At 39.3% G+C, this 14,205-nt stretch carries 19 protein-coding genes and 1 other annotated feature; of the genes, 4 read left to right on the top strand and 15 right to left on the bottom strand.

The genetic code is table 11. The features are described 5' to 3' along the window. Nucleotides 1–213: 213 nt before the first annotated feature. From ACWOEC_RS11275 to rplK, 6 genes are all read right to left on the bottom strand, one after another. Complete coding sequence (locus ACWOEC_RS11275) at nt 214–414, bottom strand: cold-shock protein (RefSeq protein ID WP_297079511.1); 201 nt, start codon at nt 412–414, stop codon at nt 214–216. A 265-nt stretch (nt 415–679) separates the two neighbouring features. Further along, nucleotides 680–865 carry a hypothetical protein gene (locus tag ACWOEC_RS11280; protein WP_455308292.1) on the bottom strand — a complete coding sequence of 62 codons (186 nt, stop codon included), beginning with the start codon at nt 863–865 and terminating at the stop codon, nt 680–682. An 88-nt stretch (nt 866–953) separates the two neighbouring features. Next, complete coding sequence (gene rplL, locus ACWOEC_RS11285) at nt 954–1,319, bottom strand: 50S ribosomal protein L7/L12 (RefSeq protein ID WP_016184656.1); 366 nt, start codon at nt 1,317–1,319, stop codon at nt 954–956. Nucleotides 1,320–1,380: 61 nt separating this feature from the next. Then, nucleotides 1,381–1,884, bottom strand: a complete 504-nt coding sequence (gene rplJ / locus ACWOEC_RS11290; RefSeq protein ID WP_016184657.1) for a 50S ribosomal protein L10 — start codon at nt 1,882–1,884, stop codon at nt 1,381–1,383. Between the two features lie 36 nt (nt 1,885–1,920). Continuing rightward, nucleotides 1,921–2,045: a sequence feature (ribosomal protein L10 leader region), on the bottom strand. 54 nt (nt 2,046–2,099) lie between these two features. Next, the gene (rplA, locus tag ACWOEC_RS11295; RefSeq protein WP_455308295.1) at nt 2,100–2,789 is read right to left on the bottom strand and encodes a 50S ribosomal protein L1; all 690 of its coding nucleotides are present in this window, start codon (nt 2,787–2,789) and stop codon (nt 2,100–2,102) included. 99 nt (nt 2,790–2,888) lie between these two features. Continuing rightward, the gene (gene rplK / locus ACWOEC_RS11300) at nt 2,889–3,311 is read right to left on the bottom strand and encodes a 50S ribosomal protein L11 (RefSeq protein WP_297079504.1); all 423 of its coding nucleotides are present in this window, start codon (nt 3,309–3,311) and stop codon (nt 2,889–2,891) included. 222 nt (nt 3,312–3,533) lie between these two features. On the opposite strand from rplK, the gene sdaAB reads away from it, so the two are divergent. Both sdaAB and sdaAA read left to right on the top strand, forming a co-directional pair. Further along, entirely contained in the window at nt 3,534–4,199 is a 666-nt protein-coding gene (gene sdaAB / locus ACWOEC_RS11305) for an L-serine ammonia-lyase, iron-sulfur-dependent subunit beta (RefSeq protein ID WP_455308298.1), read from the top strand. A 12-nt stretch (nt 4,200–4,211) separates the two neighbouring features. Further along, nucleotides 4,212–5,078: an L-serine ammonia-lyase, iron-sulfur-dependent, subunit alpha gene (gene sdaAA / locus ACWOEC_RS11310; RefSeq protein WP_455308299.1), complete on the top strand. Its 867-nt coding sequence runs from the start codon at nt 4,212–4,214 to the stop codon at nt 5,076–5,078. 58 nt (nt 5,079–5,136) lie between these two features. Here sdaAA and ACWOEC_RS11315 read toward each other — a convergent pair whose 3' ends face one another. From ACWOEC_RS11315 to rpmG, 4 genes are all read right to left on the bottom strand, one after another. After that, on the bottom strand, nt 5,137–5,988 hold the full coding sequence (locus ACWOEC_RS11315) for an alpha/beta hydrolase (RefSeq protein WP_455308301.1): 852 nt from the start codon (nt 5,986–5,988) through the stop codon (nt 5,137–5,139). 51 nt (nt 5,989–6,039) lie between these two features. After that, complete coding sequence (nusG, locus tag ACWOEC_RS11320; RefSeq protein WP_297079496.1) at nt 6,040–6,585, bottom strand: transcription termination/antitermination protein NusG; 546 nt, start codon at nt 6,583–6,585, stop codon at nt 6,040–6,042. Nucleotides 6,586–6,706: 121 nt separating this feature from the next. Beyond that, nucleotides 6,707–6,877 carry a preprotein translocase subunit SecE gene (secE, locus tag ACWOEC_RS11325; RefSeq protein WP_297079494.1) on the bottom strand — a complete coding sequence of 57 codons (171 nt, stop codon included), beginning with the start codon at nt 6,875–6,877 and terminating at the stop codon, nt 6,707–6,709. A gap of 18 nt (nt 6,878–6,895) precedes the next feature. Then, entirely contained in the window at nt 6,896–7,048 is a 153-nt protein-coding gene (gene rpmG, locus ACWOEC_RS11330) for a 50S ribosomal protein L33 (RefSeq protein WP_016184665.1), read from the bottom strand. Nucleotides 7,049–7,189: 141 nt separating this feature from the next. Here rpmG and cbpA point away from each other — a divergent pair, with 141 nt between their 5' ends. Then, the gene (cbpA, locus tag ACWOEC_RS11335) at nt 7,190–7,831 is read left to right on the top strand and encodes a cyclic di-AMP binding protein CbpA (RefSeq protein WP_455308304.1); all 642 of its coding nucleotides are present in this window, start codon (nt 7,190–7,192) and stop codon (nt 7,829–7,831) included. A gap of 62 nt (nt 7,832–7,893) precedes the next feature. Here the strand turns inward: cbpA and ACWOEC_RS11340 are convergent, their stop codons facing one another. Next, nucleotides 7,894–8,394 (bottom strand): QueT transporter family protein, encoded by a 501-nt coding sequence (locus tag ACWOEC_RS11340; protein ID WP_455308306.1) that lies wholly within the window; start codon nt 8,392–8,394, stop codon nt 7,894–7,896. A gap of 106 nt (nt 8,395–8,500) precedes the next feature. Continuing rightward, nucleotides 8,501–8,779, bottom strand: a complete 279-nt coding sequence (locus ACWOEC_RS11345; RefSeq protein WP_455308308.1) for a hypothetical protein — start codon at nt 8,777–8,779, stop codon at nt 8,501–8,503. Nucleotides 8,780–9,150: 371 nt separating this feature from the next. Between ACWOEC_RS11345 and ACWOEC_RS11350 the strand changes: the two genes are divergently transcribed. Beyond that, nucleotides 9,151–10,119, top strand: coding sequence for a diacylglycerol/lipid kinase family protein (locus ACWOEC_RS11350; protein ID WP_455308310.1), 969 nt, complete (start codon nt 9,151–9,153; stop codon nt 10,117–10,119). Between the two features lie 136 nt (nt 10,120–10,255). Here the strand turns inward: ACWOEC_RS11350 and recD2 are convergent, their stop codons facing one another. Genes recD2 through trmL form a run of 3 tightly spaced genes read right to left on the bottom strand, consistent with a single transcriptional unit; the run spans nt 10,256 to nt 13,858 of the window. Further along, nucleotides 10,256–12,664 (bottom strand): SF1B family DNA helicase RecD2, encoded by a 2,409-nt coding sequence (recD2, locus tag ACWOEC_RS11355; RefSeq protein ID WP_455308312.1) that lies wholly within the window; start codon nt 12,662–12,664, stop codon nt 10,256–10,258. A 20-nt stretch (nt 12,665–12,684) separates the two neighbouring features. Beyond that, nucleotides 12,685–13,335, bottom strand: a complete 651-nt coding sequence (locus ACWOEC_RS11360; RefSeq protein WP_455308314.1) for a histidine phosphatase family protein — start codon at nt 13,333–13,335, stop codon at nt 12,685–12,687. Between the two features lie 19 nt (nt 13,336–13,354). Beyond that, nucleotides 13,355–13,858 carry a tRNA (uridine(34)/cytosine(34)/5-carboxymethylaminomethyluridine(34)-2'-O)-methyltransferase TrmL gene (gene trmL, locus ACWOEC_RS11365; RefSeq protein ID WP_297079479.1) on the bottom strand — a complete coding sequence of 168 codons (504 nt, stop codon included), beginning with the start codon at nt 13,856–13,858 and terminating at the stop codon, nt 13,355–13,357. Nucleotides 13,859–14,205: the final 347 nt, after the last annotated feature.

The raw sequence follows: 14,205 nt of genomic DNA on the forward strand, positions 1-14,205 counted from the left end.
CTTTCGTTTGTTTATTTTGTGGTGATTTAATCATACAGGAAGCGAGTATGTTTTTTAATACCTAAAATGACAAATGGACTGATGAATTGAATTCAATTCATCAGTCCATTAAATTATAGAGCCTAAAGAAAAAGGCTACGACAGCAATGTCATAGCCTTTTTTGTGCATAAAAAAAGTGCTGACACTACTGTCAGCACAAGTTGGGATGTGAATTAAGCTTTAACTACGTTAGTCGCTTGTGGTCCACGTTGACCATCTTCAACATCGAAAGTAACTGCTTGGCCTTCTTCTAAAGTTTTGAAGCCTTCACCTTGGATAGCTGAAAAGTGTACGAATACATCGTTTCCATCAGCATCTGTAATAAAGCCAAATCCTTTTTCTGAGTTAAACCATTTTACTGTACCGTTATTCATTGATAACTTACCTCCATAACACATCTTGTGCTTAATTGTAATTGATCATGCGAAATGAAGCTAAATCCATTTATATGGTAAACCCATTACTGCATATCAGATTGTTACCAAGACATCATACCATGAAATGTTTTGGACTACAATATTTTTGCTATAAGAATTTTATTTAACGATTAAATAACTATAGATTTTTATTCCAATCTTAATATTTTTCTTTTATAACAACGTTTCTTTAATGTTTTTTATACATAAAAAAACAAATAAATCATTTTTCAAACGCCTGCTTTTTACGAAACATAGGTGCATTTTTATGGCTATAATACTCCGGATTAAACTCTTCATCATCTTTTTTAGCAGACAATGTCCCGTACAAAATATCAAATCCAAAAAGACCAAGTACGATCGACAACGGAATATACACACGTTTTTTTTCATACCATTTTGCTTTCATGGAAATCACCCTTTTTGATTTAAGTATACACCCGTGAATACAAAAAAACTAGCAACTGGAAATCCAGTTACTAGTTTGAACATTAAAATTATTTTAATGTGATTGAAGCGCCAACTTCTTCTAAAGCAGCTTTTAAAGCTTCTGCTTCTTCTTTAGAAACGCCTTCTTTAACTGCTGATGGAGCACCATCAACTACAGCTTTAGCTTCTTTTAAGCCTAAGCCAGTTGCTTCACGAACTGCTTTGATAACTTTAACTTTTTGATCGCCAGCTGCAGTTAATTCAACAGTAAATTCTGTTTGTTCTTCAGCAGCAGCACCACCAGCTGCAGCAGCCGCTACAGGAGCAGCAGCAGTAACGCCAAATTCTTCTTCGATAGCTTTAACTAAGTCGTTTAATTCTAAGATTGTTGCGCCTTTAAGCTCTTCAACAATGTTTTCAATGTTCAATGCCATGATTGAGTTCCTCCATTTAATTAGGTTTTTTTATATAAAATAATGAATCATTATGCGGCGATTAAGCTGCATCTCCGTCTTCTTTTTCTGCCACTGCTTTGACAGCGTAAGCCACGTTGCGCACAGGCGCTTGTAGTACAGATAAAAGCATAGATAGCATTCCTTCGCGGTTTGGTAATTTCGCCAAAGCTGTGATTTCTTCCAAAGAAGAAACTTTACCTTCGATGATCCCACCTTTGATTTCCAATGCTTTTGCTTCTTGTGCAAATTCATCGATAATCTTCGCTGGAGCTACTACGTCTTCGTTACTAAATGCAACGGCAGTCGGTCCTGTGAATACTTCATCAAGTCCTTCTAATCCAGCTGCTTTAGCCGCACGAGATAAGATAGAGTTTTTGATTACTTTCATTTCTACGTTAGCGTCACGTAATTGTTTACGTAAACGAGTCACTTCGTCAACAGTTAATCCGCGGTAATCCACAACGACTACAGATGCAGCGTCTTTGAATTTTACAGATACTTCTTCAACGATAGCGGCTTTTTTTGCGATAGCTGCTTCACTCATTTTATGTTTCACCTCCTGATTTTGATGGAAGAGTTTTTTTACAATAAAAAAACTCTATGCCACCGTAGACATAGAGGGACAATTGAATCGCTTCAATACGTGTCCTCGGTAGGAATTATGGCTAGGCCACCTACTGTCTTCGGTACAGTTAATTATTAACCTTCCACACCTTATCATAGATAAAGCGTGGAAGTCAAGTGTTTTTTGCTTTTTTCTTAGAAAGAAGTTTGATCTACATGGATACCAGGACCAAATGTTGTTGTGATCGTGATATTTTTCATGTATTGACCTTTTGCAGCTGATGGTTTAGCTTTCACTAATACATCATTGATTGTTTTAAAGTTTTCAACTAATTTTTCGTTGTCGAAAGAAACTTTACCGATTGGTACGTGAACGTTTCCTACTTTATCAACACGGTAAGTTACTTTACCAGCTTTTACTTCATTGATTGCTTTTGTAACGTCCATTGTTACCGTACCAGTTTTAGGGTTAGGCATTAAACCTTTTGGTCCTAAAACGCGTCCTAGTTTACCAACTTCAGCCATCATGTCAGGTGTAGCGACAACAACGTCAAAGTCGAACCATCCGCCTTGGATTTTTTTCGCCATATCTGCATCGCCAACATAGTCAGCACCAGCAGCTTCAGCTTCTTTAGCTTTATCGCCTTTAGCGAATACTAAAACTTTTTGTGTTTTACCAGTTCCGTTAGGTAGAACCACAGCACCACGAATTTGTTGGTCTGCTTTCTTAGGATCTACGTTCAAACGGTAAGCAACTTCAACAGTTGCGTCGAATTTCGCGATATTTGTATCTTTCGCTAATGCAACAGCTTCTTCAACAGAGTAAGCTTTTGTCGCATCAACTTTTTTCAATGCATCTTGCATTTTTTTGCTTTTTTTAGCCATTTTGTGTTTCCTCCTTGGATGTGGTTATAGCGGTAGAACCTCCCACGTGTTCTTTATCTTTCAATATAGAACGAACTGAGAAGCTACTTCCTTAGGGTCTTATTCTACGATAATTCCCATGCTTCGTGCAGTTCCTTCGACCATGCGCATAGCAGCTTCTAAGCTAGCAGCGTTTAGATCTTCCATTTTCAATTCAGCGATTTCTTTAACTTGATCGCTAGAAACAGTTGCAACTTTAGTTTTGTTTGGTTCACCAGAACCTTTTTCGATGTTTGCAGCTTTTTTCAATAATACTGCAGCCGGTGGTGTTTTTGTAACGAATGTGAATGAACGGTCTTCGTATACAGAAATCACTACAGGGATGATTAAACCTGCTTGATCAGCAGTACGAGCGTTGAATTCTTTAGTGAATCCCATGATGTTTACACCCGCTTGACCTAATGCAGGACCTACTGGTGGTGCTGGTGTTGCTTTACCTGCAGGAATTTGCAATTTAACGATTTTTTCTACTTTTTTTGCCACGAGACAAACCTCCTTAAGTCCGTGATGTGGTGAATTGGAGATACGTATTTCTCCTCCCACGTTAAAAACATACTTCAACACGAATTGAAGCATACTGGTATATTATAGCAAAGAAAAAATAAATTTCAACTAATTTCTCTCTCATTTTCAAACAAATTTCATACGCTTCATTCGTTCCTGTGCTACACTACAAACGAAACCTAAAGATTGAGGAGAAACAATATGGAACAATTAAATTATCGTAGCGTCTTTGATATTATCGGACCTGTTATGGTAGGCCCTAGTAGCTCACATACTGCAGGAGCTGCTAGAATCGGAAAAGTGATTCGTCATATTTTCGGTGAACAACCTGAAGTCGTCGATATTTTTTTATATGAATCATTCGCTAAGACCTATCGTGGTCATGGAACGGACATCGCACTCGTCGGCGGTCTACTTGGAATGGAACCCGACGATCCACGGTTGGGCGATTCACTAAAACTTGCCTATGAATCGGGTATGGAAGTCCTCTTCACCCCAAAAAAAGAAAAAGCAGAACACCCAAATATGGTGCAAATGATCGTGTCAAAAGGAACACGTAAACTATCGGTCACTGGTATCTCTATTGGTGGCGGGAACATTCAGATTTCTGAAGTCAACGGTTTTAAACTTTCATTGACGCTTGGGACACCAACTTTTATTATCGTCCACCAAGATGTCCCAGGCATGATCGCACGTGTGAGTAACGTCTTATCTGAAGCCAATGTCAATATCGGGACGATGACTGTTACACGTGAATCAAAAGGTGAAAATGCCATTATGATCATCGAAGTCGATGAACGTAACCAAGGAGTATTAGAAAAAATCCGTCAAATCGCACAGATCCATAGTGCCTCTTATTTTGACTAAAGGAGTGAAAATATGTTTTATTCAATAGAAGATCTTGTGGCACAAAGCGCGAATTACCTCTCAGTAGCAGAACTGATGATCGCTACAGAAATCGAGATGACTGGACGGACACGAGAAGAGATCTATGCCTTGATGGAACGTAACTTACAAGTCATGGAACAATCGATCGTAGAAGGTGTGAATGGCGTAACGTCTGTAACTGGTTTGACCGGTGGTGATGCGGTAAAAATGAACGATTACTTAGAACATGGTCAATTTTTAAGCGGCGAAACGATTCTGACAGCTGTGCGCAATGCGATCGCTGTGAATGAAGTCAATGCGAAAATGGGATTGATTTGTGCGACGCCTACTGCTGGAAGTGCCGGTGTCGTTCCGGGAGTATTGATGGCTTGTCGTGAACGCCTCAATCTCACTCATCAGCAACAACTCGACTTTTTATTTACGGCTGGTGCATTTGGACTAGTCATTGCCAACAATGCCTCGATCTCAGGAGCTGAAGGTGGTTGTCAAGCAGAAGTCGGATCAGCTAGTGCCATGGCAGCTGCAGCACTTGTAGCAATTAATGGCGGATCTGCACATCAGTCGGCTCAAGCCGTCGCAATTACGCTAAAAAATATGATGGGACTGATTTGTGATCCTGTTGCAGGGCTTGTAGAAGTGCCCTGTGTCAAGCGCAATGCACTTGGTTCCTCACAAGCGTTTATTTCAGCAGACATGGCTTTAGCTGGGATCGAAAGCGTCATTCCACCAGATGAAGTCGTCGAAGCCATGTATCAAGTCGGACGCCAAATGCCGTCGATCTTTAGAGAAACTGGTGAAGGTGGACTTGCTGCAACACCTACTGCTAGACGATTGACCAAAGAAATCATGTGTGAATAACACTAAAACGTCCCTTTTTGTACGGCTTTGATGGCCATTACAAAAAGGGACGCTTTAGTTATTTCCATAAAAAATCAGCAACAACACGATCAACAGCACTATTTTCATGCAACGCACTGTGTTGTGCGTTCTCGCCGGTAATGATCGTTGAGTGGACATCGATTTCTTGTGCTACTAATAATGGAATCATCGCCAAACTACTGGCAAGTGGCACCGTTCCATCACTTAGTTCATCAGCACTTAACTGGCCACTAATGATCTCGACTTGAGTCGTCTTAGGAAAGAGTGCTACTCTTTCTTGGTAAGCTTGATAGCGTGGGGAAACTTGATCTGGTCCATCGCGAAGCAATTCTTGTTGTGTTTGTGTCGTAAGCGTATCTAAAAACTCATTGAATGGCGCACCAATCGCAATGACTTTTGCTACGTTTGGTTGTGTTTCTTCTTGTGCTTGCATGAGATAATCCATAACGCTCACGCCTCCCATTGAGTGACCCACGATATTGACCGTGTCGATCCCTTGTGTTTTTAAAGAAGCAAGAACTTCAGTGATCCAGATAACTTGATTTTCTTGAGTGCTAGTATTGTCTTCAAAAAGCACTTGAATCATGGGATCATCTTTTTGTTTAGTCAACTCTCCTTCTTGCGTTAATTCTCCTGTAGCAGAAACAGTGATCACTGCTTCTTTTTTTGCACCAACTAAAGACGTTAAACGTGTCATCATCCCTCCAAACGAATTCTTCCCTCCTGAATAACCATGGAAAAATACTGTCGGGATCGCCGTTTTTTCAGGTTCTGATGTTTTAGCTACAGGTTTAGAATTAGAAGTTACAGGTTTTTGTTCGTGCAGTGCTCCCCCGCATCCTGAAAGAAGTAACAACATACTTAGCCACAATCCAATCCATTTATACATCCTATCACTCCTTAAAAAAACCGCAAACGAAATTTCGCTTACGGTTTTGCATTAGTCGATATCGTCTACTTGATCAAAGTCAAGCTCAGTGCTGGTTTCACGACCAAACATGTCGATATTTACTTTTAATTTTTGTTTTTCTTCGTCGATTTCAACAACTTGACCTTCTAGACCAGAAAACGCGCCCTCGATGATCTTCACTGTTTGGCCAAGTTCGACATTCAATTCAACTGCACGTGTACTCATTCCTAATGAACGCAAGATGCTGTTGATTTCTTCAGGTAATAGTGGTGCAGGTTTGCTTCCCGCTCCATGAGAACCGACAAATCCAGTAACACCTGGTGTGTTTCGAATCACATACCAAGACTCATCTGTCATGATCATTTCAACTAACACATATCCAGGGAATGTTTTGTGTACGATCTCTTTTTCTTTTCCATTTTTTACTTCTGTTTCGACTTCTTCAGGCACCACTACACGGAAAATGTAGTCTCCCATTCGCATACTTTGCGCACGAGACTCGATATTTGTTTTTACTTTATTTTCGTATCCTGAGTATGTGTGAAGTACATACCAACTTCTCTCAAAAGATTCCATCACATAAGGACTCCTTTTATTTTTTTCTAAAATAAAAAAACCTCAGTCACACCGAAGTTTTTTCTCTCGTACCAAAGTATAGCATGGAATAGCGAATAATTCTAGTCGTAAACGAATAAGTCTACTTTAAAATCCATGAAAATACATTTTGAATAGCAGTATCCATCAAGAAGAACAACACAGCAAAAATCAATGATGTTTCAATGACTACGATCGTATCTTTGCGCAATTGTTTTCCTGAAGGCCAAGTAACATTTTTCATTTCGTGAATTACACTGCGAATAAATTTCATGAGAGCTGCCTCCGTTTTTTATTTTGTTTCTCTATGTATTGTATATTGGTTACAATATTTACAAAACTTATTGATCTCTAAGCGATCGCCTTTTTTGCCTTCGCTGACTGATTTCGAATAATTTCGAGAACCACAAACAGAGCAAGCCAATGCTGCTTTTTTTGTTGCCATAAAATAGCCTCCTGTCCGTCTCTTTTCTCACTTCTTAAAATTAGCATGATTTGAAAAAACTGTCAATCAGGATCAAAATTATTTCTATAGTTTTTCGGTTAGGTATGCTATCATAAACCCAAAGGATAAGGAGGTTTATTTATGTTATTAAAATCAATGGTTTACAAAAAAGCTGACTTGACGACGGTTTTAGAAACGGCAACTTTAGCCGAAGCCTTAACGATCTTAGAAAATTCTGGTTATCGTTGTGTACCGATTTTAGATGAAACGGGTAAAATCTTCCGTGGAAATATCTATAAGATGCACATTTACCGGCATAAGGCTAATGGTGGCGATATGAGCTTACCTGTTACATCATTATTAAAAAATGCTACAAAATTTATCTATGTCAATTCTTCATTCTTCAATGTATTCTTTACGATCAAAGAATTGCCTTACATTGCTGTATTAGATGAAAATGACCATTTTTATGGAATTTTAACACATAGTTCTTTACTTTCAGTCCTGGCGCAATCTTGGAATGTCGAACAAGGAAGTTATGTCTTAACGATTGCTTCTACTGGTAAAAAAGGTGATTTGGCAGCTATCTCGAAAATCATTGCCAAATACAGCAGTATTGCCAGTTGCATTACGTTAGATATCGGCAAAGATGAGTTTATTCGTCGAACGTTGATCACGTTACCAGCTGAAACAACCCAAACAACATTAAACAAAATCATCGAACAACTGGAAAGCAAACTCTTTAAAGTTGTTGAAATCGAAGATCTAAAAGCAGAACGCTAAAAAAAGACGACGAGGTGACCCTTACTCACACAAGCGAGTAAGGAAACACTTCGTTCGTCTTTTTAAATACGATCTTTAAAATGAACCACTTTATCTACCGCAAACATGACGGGTGCCGAAATTGTCATAATGATCAATTCACTTAATGCAGTCGTCGCATACGTTGGCCAAAATGGTAAATCTAACGTTAATTGCAACATCCAGGCGATCAAACACATACTGATCGTGAAGAAGAAAATATTACAAAACATCAATACGAGTTTGTTTTCTACAAATTTACCGACCCAAATCGTTGCCGCTAATGCAAGTAACGTTTGGCCCCCACCAAATAAGACATCTAGTGGCCCATTTCCAAAGAATAAATTGTAGATGACTACCCCACCAAATACGCCCCAAATAAATTTACGATTGAATACCACTAAGTGATTCAAACTTTCAGATAGCCGAAATTGGATCGCACCTGATTGGTACGGTAAAATAAAACACAAAACGACATAAATGGCCATAATCACGGCATTTGCAGTTAAGGTACGTACCGATGTTGCTTGTTTAGATTTTATCATGTATTAGTTCCTACTTTCTCCAAGTTTTGATTACGCGGGATGGTTGATGAACCGCGTGACGTGCGCTTAGCACCGTTAGCAAGTCTAAATAAATTCAAGTAAAATGTCAAGCTGCTTTTTGACTCTGTGTTGATCGCGTATAATGTGCTGCTTGTCTGTGTGATGTGTTAGTTGTCGATTCGACTACAGGTTCTTCTTCAATTGTTTTAGTCGGTCGCATCAAGATAAAATAGCCACACATCAAGACAACATAACTGCCTAATAAGAGCCCTTGTATACTCAAAAAAAGATAACTCAGCCAGCGTACTGTTTCTAGTGGACCTTGTAATGCCCATTGAATAATTGCTAATCCTAAAGAAGCCCCAATCAAATGATAATATTTCATAGTGTCACCCCTTCGCTTGCAAAAGTATAGTCAAAAAATAAAGAGAAAGCAAGCGATTTTACCTACTACGGAAATGTAAACGCTTGCTAAAAAAAGAGAGTTTTAGTATACTAAAGTTGTAAGGAGGAACGCTGAATTCCCAGTCAGACATTCGATGTAGGTAATGTCTAAACAGAATTTTTAAGTAGGCCTCTATCAAATCAAGTGGGAATTGGACTCGCTCCTTACTCACCATTATCCATGACCTGATCGCAAAATAAAGTGCAGTACGTGTGCAGACCACCTTTATTTTCGATCAGGTCCTTTTTTATTTGGTTCTAAAAGAGATATGGTATAATAAAGGTCAATTTGATTTTTACTGGAGTGTACTCATGAAACGAATCTTTCATATACTCGTCAATCCGGATGCTGGCGGTGGACGAGGTGCCAAAACAGCAAAACAGATCATTGAATTGTTGAAAAAATACCGCTACACTTATTTTCTTTATACAACGGAATATCCTGGTCACGAGATCGAACTGACCCAAATGCTGATACAGACAAAAAAAATCACCCCACTTTTAAACGAGCCTGTTTTTTCAGAACAAGATATTGTACCGATTTTTGTCGTAATTGGTGGCGATGGAACACTACATCAGGTCTTAAACCAATTGCATGCCTATAGCACAAGGTATCCTGTAGCTTATATCAAAGCGGGGAGCGGCAATGATTTTGCACGGGCATTTCGTATGACCAAAACACCAGAAGAAGCTTTTTGGAAAATTTTAGAGCAAACAGCGCCAGTCAAAATTCCGATTTTACGTTATCAAGAAGCGGTAACCAATCAAACAGGTGTCTTTTGCAATAATCTAGGAATCGGTCTGGATGGCAAAATCGTCAAAAAAGTCAATCATAGCAAACGAAAAAAGTGGTTTCATTCACTACATATCGGTAAAACGAGCTACTTTTCTAGTATCTTAACGAGCTTTTTTCAACAACGTCCCTTTCCCATTCGTGTAGAATTCAATGGGCAAGAACGGATTTTTCGAAAAACACTTTTATTTACCGTTACCAATCATCCTTATTTTGGTGGCGGCATCGCCATTGCACCACATGCTGATTTGAAAGATGATAGCTTCAAATTGGTCGTCGTCCAAAAAACAGCATTCTTTAAACTCGTGCATTTGTTTTATCTTATTTTACGTAAAAAACAATTGCGCTCGCGTTACTTTAAGCACTATTCTCTTAAAAAATTGCGTGTGATCACGACGACTCCTCAAGATGTCCACCTTGATGGTGAGTCTTTTGAAGGTAAAAGTTACGATTTGACGATTACCTTGACTTCACAATTTTTTTGGTAACCCCATCAGATTGTGACAGATGGATAGCGCCAAGAAATAAGCCGAACCATTATCACTTTCGATAATGGTTCGGCTTATTTTTAAAAGAGCGACTTCTGTCGTTTATTCAATTTTTCAAAAGTGTAACAGACTTCTGTTACACTTTATTTTCGTAATCGTTTGGTGTAATTCCGTCCATTCCGATCATCGGATCGATAGCGTGTTGTTGGATCAACTCTAAAGTCAAGATTGGCTCGCTCGGCAAGTGTTCTTCTTCTTCTGAAATGAACGCTTTATCTTCAGATGGTGTCTGAACAGCACGAGCCTTTCCTTCTACTTCTAATAAACGTTCTTTTAATGTCGTCATACGTAAGTTTGATTCTTGCGTGACACAACGTTGGTACGCTTCGATTTCTCCAAGTAGAATCAGTTTTTCTTTACTCCGTGTGATCGCCGTATACAACAAGTTGCGTTGTAGCATTCGTTGATATTGGTGCACCATCGGCAGTATGACCATTTTAAACTCGCTACCTTGAGATTTATGGATCGTGCAACAATACGATAGCGTGATTTTTTGCCAATCATTTCGGCGATACACCACCTCAGTCGCATCAAACTGGATCGTCAATTCATCGACTTTATCTTCAGAATCTTTGGCATACGTGATCCCGACGATCTGCCCCATATCTCCATTGAACACGTTATCTTCTGGTGAATTGACCAATTGTAAGACCTTATCACCGATGCGATACACCATGTCATTGAATTTTACTTCTTTTTTACGACCATCGTTTGGATTAAAGATTTCTTGCATCATTTTATTTAAAGCATCGACACCCGCAGATCCTTTATACATCGGTGCTAAGACTTGAATATCCTGTGCAGTGAAGCCCTTTTCTTTTGCACGCTGTACGATTGTGGCAATAATCGGCTCGATCTGATAGGCATCACAAGCAAAAAAAGAACGATCTGCTTGATTTTGCGCAAAATTTTGAGGCAAGCGGCCATTTTTGATTTCATGTGCTAACGAAATCACACTCGAACCATCACCTTGTCGATAAATTTCAGTCAACTCAAACTTTGGCAAAAATGGGGTTTGCAATAAATCATGCAAGACTTGACCTGGTCCCACAGATGGTAACTGGTCTTTATCGCCGACTAAAATAATCTGCATATTTGTCGCCAAGGCTTTGAACAAAGCATGTGCTAACCAAGTATCGACCATTGACATTTCATCAACAATCAATAATCCACCTTCTAATTCTTTTATTTCCATCTCGACGTCTTGTTCTTGATTGTTCAACCCTAGCATACGATGAATCGTACCACTTGGTAATCCAGTCGTTTCATTCATCCGTTTTGCTGCTCGTCCAGTCGGGGCTGCTAATAAGATCGGGAACGTTTCACTGGTATACTGACTAGGATCAAGTTCAACTTCATTTAAGTGCGCAAACATTCTCACGATTCCGTTGATCACTGTGGTTTTTCCCGTTCCAGGACCACCTGTCAATAGAAAAAATGGAGAACGAATCGCCTCTTTGATAGCCTCTTCTTGAGAAGCACCATAACGGATCCCTAATTCTTTTTCAACTTTTTTAAAGGTTTGATCTAATTCCTTATCTGTATACTTGATCGTCTGTTTACGTTTCATCAAGCGATGGATCGATTGTGCGATTCCGATTTCTGAAAAATACAAGCGCTTCTCGTAAATTGCGGTCCCTTCTTGATGAACTTTTTCTTCTTCGACCAATTCGATCAACCCATCGGCTACTTGTTCTGCAGACATTTCGACTGGTCGACTCGTTTCAAGTAACGAGATCGTTTGTTCCAATAATTGTTTTGCTTGTACATACGTATCTCCTGTTTGAATCGAGACTTGCATCAACTGGTGGAACAATGCAGCTTTGATCCGTGTCGTTGCATGAGGCGTGATGCCAAGTTGCGCTGCGATCATATCAGCTTTTTTAAATCCGATCCCATCAATATCTTCTACGAGTTGATACGGATTTTCTTGAATGATTTCAAGCGCTTCATTGCGGTATTTTTGATAGATCGCAAACGATAGACGACTACCAAACCCATATTCTGTCAATCCTACGATCACTTGATCCATCCCATGATTCAAGCGTAGCGTTTCTACGATCATGTCGCGTTTTTTCTTATTTAGATGAGGGAGTGAACTTAAAATACTTGGATCATCTAAGATCTTTTCAATTGCCTGTTCACCAAAAGCATCTACGATTCCTTGTGCCGTTTTTTTACCAATCCCTGGAAATTTATCGCTCGATAAATAATGGACGATTCCTGCAGCTGAAGTCGGTTGTTCTTTTTGATACGTTTCAGCGTTTAATTGTGTGCCGTATTTAGGATGCTCAATCAGTTGTCCGTGGAATCGATAACTCTCTTCTTCTTGAATATCGCCAAAACTCCCCGTCACCACGATTTCCTTTTCCCGATATTGCGCAGTCGTTTCCTCGACTTTTACTAAAAGTACTTTATAAAAGTTTGTTGGATTTTGATAAAAAATAGCGGCTACCTTGCCGACAAAAACTTCTTTTTCTGGCATAGGTCTCCGCTCCTTTCTGTTTAAAGTAATGAATCTGCACTAGTTGGATCGTCCAAAAACGAAACGTCATTCCATTTCACTAGTGTATAAGGGACTTGTTTATCTTGAGTATGGGCAATCGTCAAACTATTATTATACAATCCACCCATTTCACGTAATTGCGCGATTTCTTTGCCGATCAACGATTGGATCGCTGCTGTCATCGAAGTTCCATGTCCTACAAATAATAATGGTCCGTCATGTTTTTGTACGGCTGTTGTGATCGTTGACGTCATTCGTGTCAGCATCTCATCGACTGTCTCACCGGCAAATGCACTTGGGTCATACAAATCTAAGCGATAGCGCATCTGTTCCAGACTTGAGCCATACTGTCGGCGCATCTCGTCGATCAGTTGTCCTTCTAATGCACCATATCCCATCTCTAAAAGTCCGGATTTTTGGATGATGGGCACAGAATGAGACAATTGCGCTTCAATAGCATGCGCCGTGTCGACAGCTCGTTTGGCCGTACTACAATAAATCGCTTCAAATGCTACATCAGAAAGTTCTTGACCCAGACGCGCAACTTCTTCGTAACTACTCGCTAATAAAGGAGAATCTCCCTTCATCCCCTGAAAACGACGTTCCAAATTCCATTCGGTTTTTCCGTGTCTCGTAAAATAAAGGTCCATGTGAGTGCTCCTTTGATGATTAATCGATTTTATCGTTTGGGTAATGATGTGTGCGTTCAAGATTCGGAAAATCTTGTTGACGCAATGCCTCATATAAGATCAATGCTGCTGTATTCGATAGATTCAGCGAACGCACATGCTCGTCATTCATTGGAATACGCAAGCATTTATCTGCATGTTCACGCATAAATTCTTCTGGTAGTCCCGTTGTTTCTTTTCCAAATAAAAAGAAATGATCCTCATTGTCATTAAAATCGACATCTGAGTAAGTCGCATTGGCAAATTTTGAGATCAAATGCAACTGGCGATCTCCTAAATACTCCATGAAAGCTGCTAAGCTTTTATGATACGTAATATCTACCGCTTCCCAATAATCTAGTCCAGCACGTTTTAATTGTTTATCATCTGTTGAAAATCCTAAAGGTTCAATCAAATGTAATGGACTATTTGTCGCTGCACAAGTGCGCGAAATGTTCCCAGTATTCGCTGGGATAAGTGGTTCAAATAAGACGATATGGTTCACAAAAAAGGACTCCTTTGATAGTCGACTATGCGTAATGCATGTATGATTAAAATAAAAAAAACGTACCAACTCGGTGATCAAGCACGGCGAGTCGTTACGTTAGTGAAGCTCTCTTCACTAACTTTTATCAGAACAGGATGCTGATAAAAACTAATGAAAAATGACTTGAAATTAATATATCACTCTCATGTTATTTATGCAAGCATAAAGTGAAAAAAAATGGCTCTATACTTTTTGATGTTGGTGGATGACACCAGCATCTTTTTTATTTTGAAAAACAATAGAAAAGACACCTTGAAATCCTTTAGAATTAATTTGACGAACCAATCCAAAAGGAGGAATCAAGA

The organism is Enterococcus bulliens (assembly GCF_053761865.1).

Coding starts and splice junctions, on each gene's coding strand:
- cbpA (WP_455308304.1), top strand. CDS start 7,190: ATGTTATTAAAATCAATGGTTTACAAAAAAGCTGACTTGACGACGGTT.
- ACWOEC_RS11275 (WP_297079511.1), bottom strand. CDS start 414: ATGAATAACGGTACAGTAAAATGGTTTAACTCAGAAAAAGGATTTGGC.
- rplJ (WP_016184657.1), bottom strand. CDS start 1,884: ATGAGTGAAGCAGCTATCGCAAAAAAAGCCGCTATCGTTGAAGAAGTA.
- rplL (WP_016184656.1), bottom strand. CDS start 1,319: ATGGCATTGAACATTGAAAACATTGTTGAAGAGCTTAAAGGCGCAACA.
- recD2 (WP_455308312.1), bottom strand. CDS start 12,664: ATGCCAGAAAAAGAAGTTTTTGTCGGCAAGGTAGCCGCTATTTTTTAT.
- secE (WP_297079494.1), bottom strand. CDS start 6,877: ATGAAATTTATTCGCAGTGTAATTCACGAAATGAAAAATGTTACTTGG.
- rpmG (WP_016184665.1), bottom strand. CDS start 7,048: ATGGCAACAAAAAAAGCAGCATTGGCTTGCTCTGTTTGTGGTTCTCGA.
- ACWOEC_RS11345 (WP_455308308.1), bottom strand. CDS start 8,779: ATGAAATATTATCATTTGATTGGGGCTTCTTTAGGATTAGCAATTATT.
- ACWOEC_RS11315 (WP_455308301.1), bottom strand. CDS start 5,988: ATGTATAAATGGATTGGATTGTGGCTAAGTATGTTGTTACTTCTTTCA.
- nusG (WP_297079496.1), bottom strand. CDS start 6,585: ATGGAATCTTTTGAGAGAAGTTGGTATGTACTTCACACATACTCAGGA.
- ACWOEC_RS11350 (WP_455308310.1), top strand. CDS start 9,151: ATGAAACGAATCTTTCATATACTCGTCAATCCGGATGCTGGCGGTGGA.
- ACWOEC_RS11340 (WP_455308306.1), bottom strand. CDS start 8,394: ATGATAAAATCTAAACAAGCAACATCGGTACGTACCTTAACTGCAAAT.
- sdaAA (WP_455308299.1), top strand. CDS start 4,212: ATGTTTTATTCAATAGAAGATCTTGTGGCACAAAGCGCGAATTACCTC.
- rplA (WP_455308295.1), bottom strand. CDS start 2,789: ATGGCTAAAAAAAGCAAAAAAATGCAAGATGCATTGAAAAAAGTTGAT.
- ACWOEC_RS11360 (WP_455308314.1), bottom strand. CDS start 13,335: ATGGACCTTTATTTTACGAGACACGGAAAAACCGAATGGAATTTGGAA.
- ACWOEC_RS11280 (WP_455308292.1), bottom strand. CDS start 865: ATGAAAGCAAAATGGTATGAAAAAAAACGTGTGTATATTCCGTTGTCG.
- sdaAB (WP_455308298.1), top strand. CDS start 3,534: ATGGAACAATTAAATTATCGTAGCGTCTTTGATATTATCGGACCTGTT.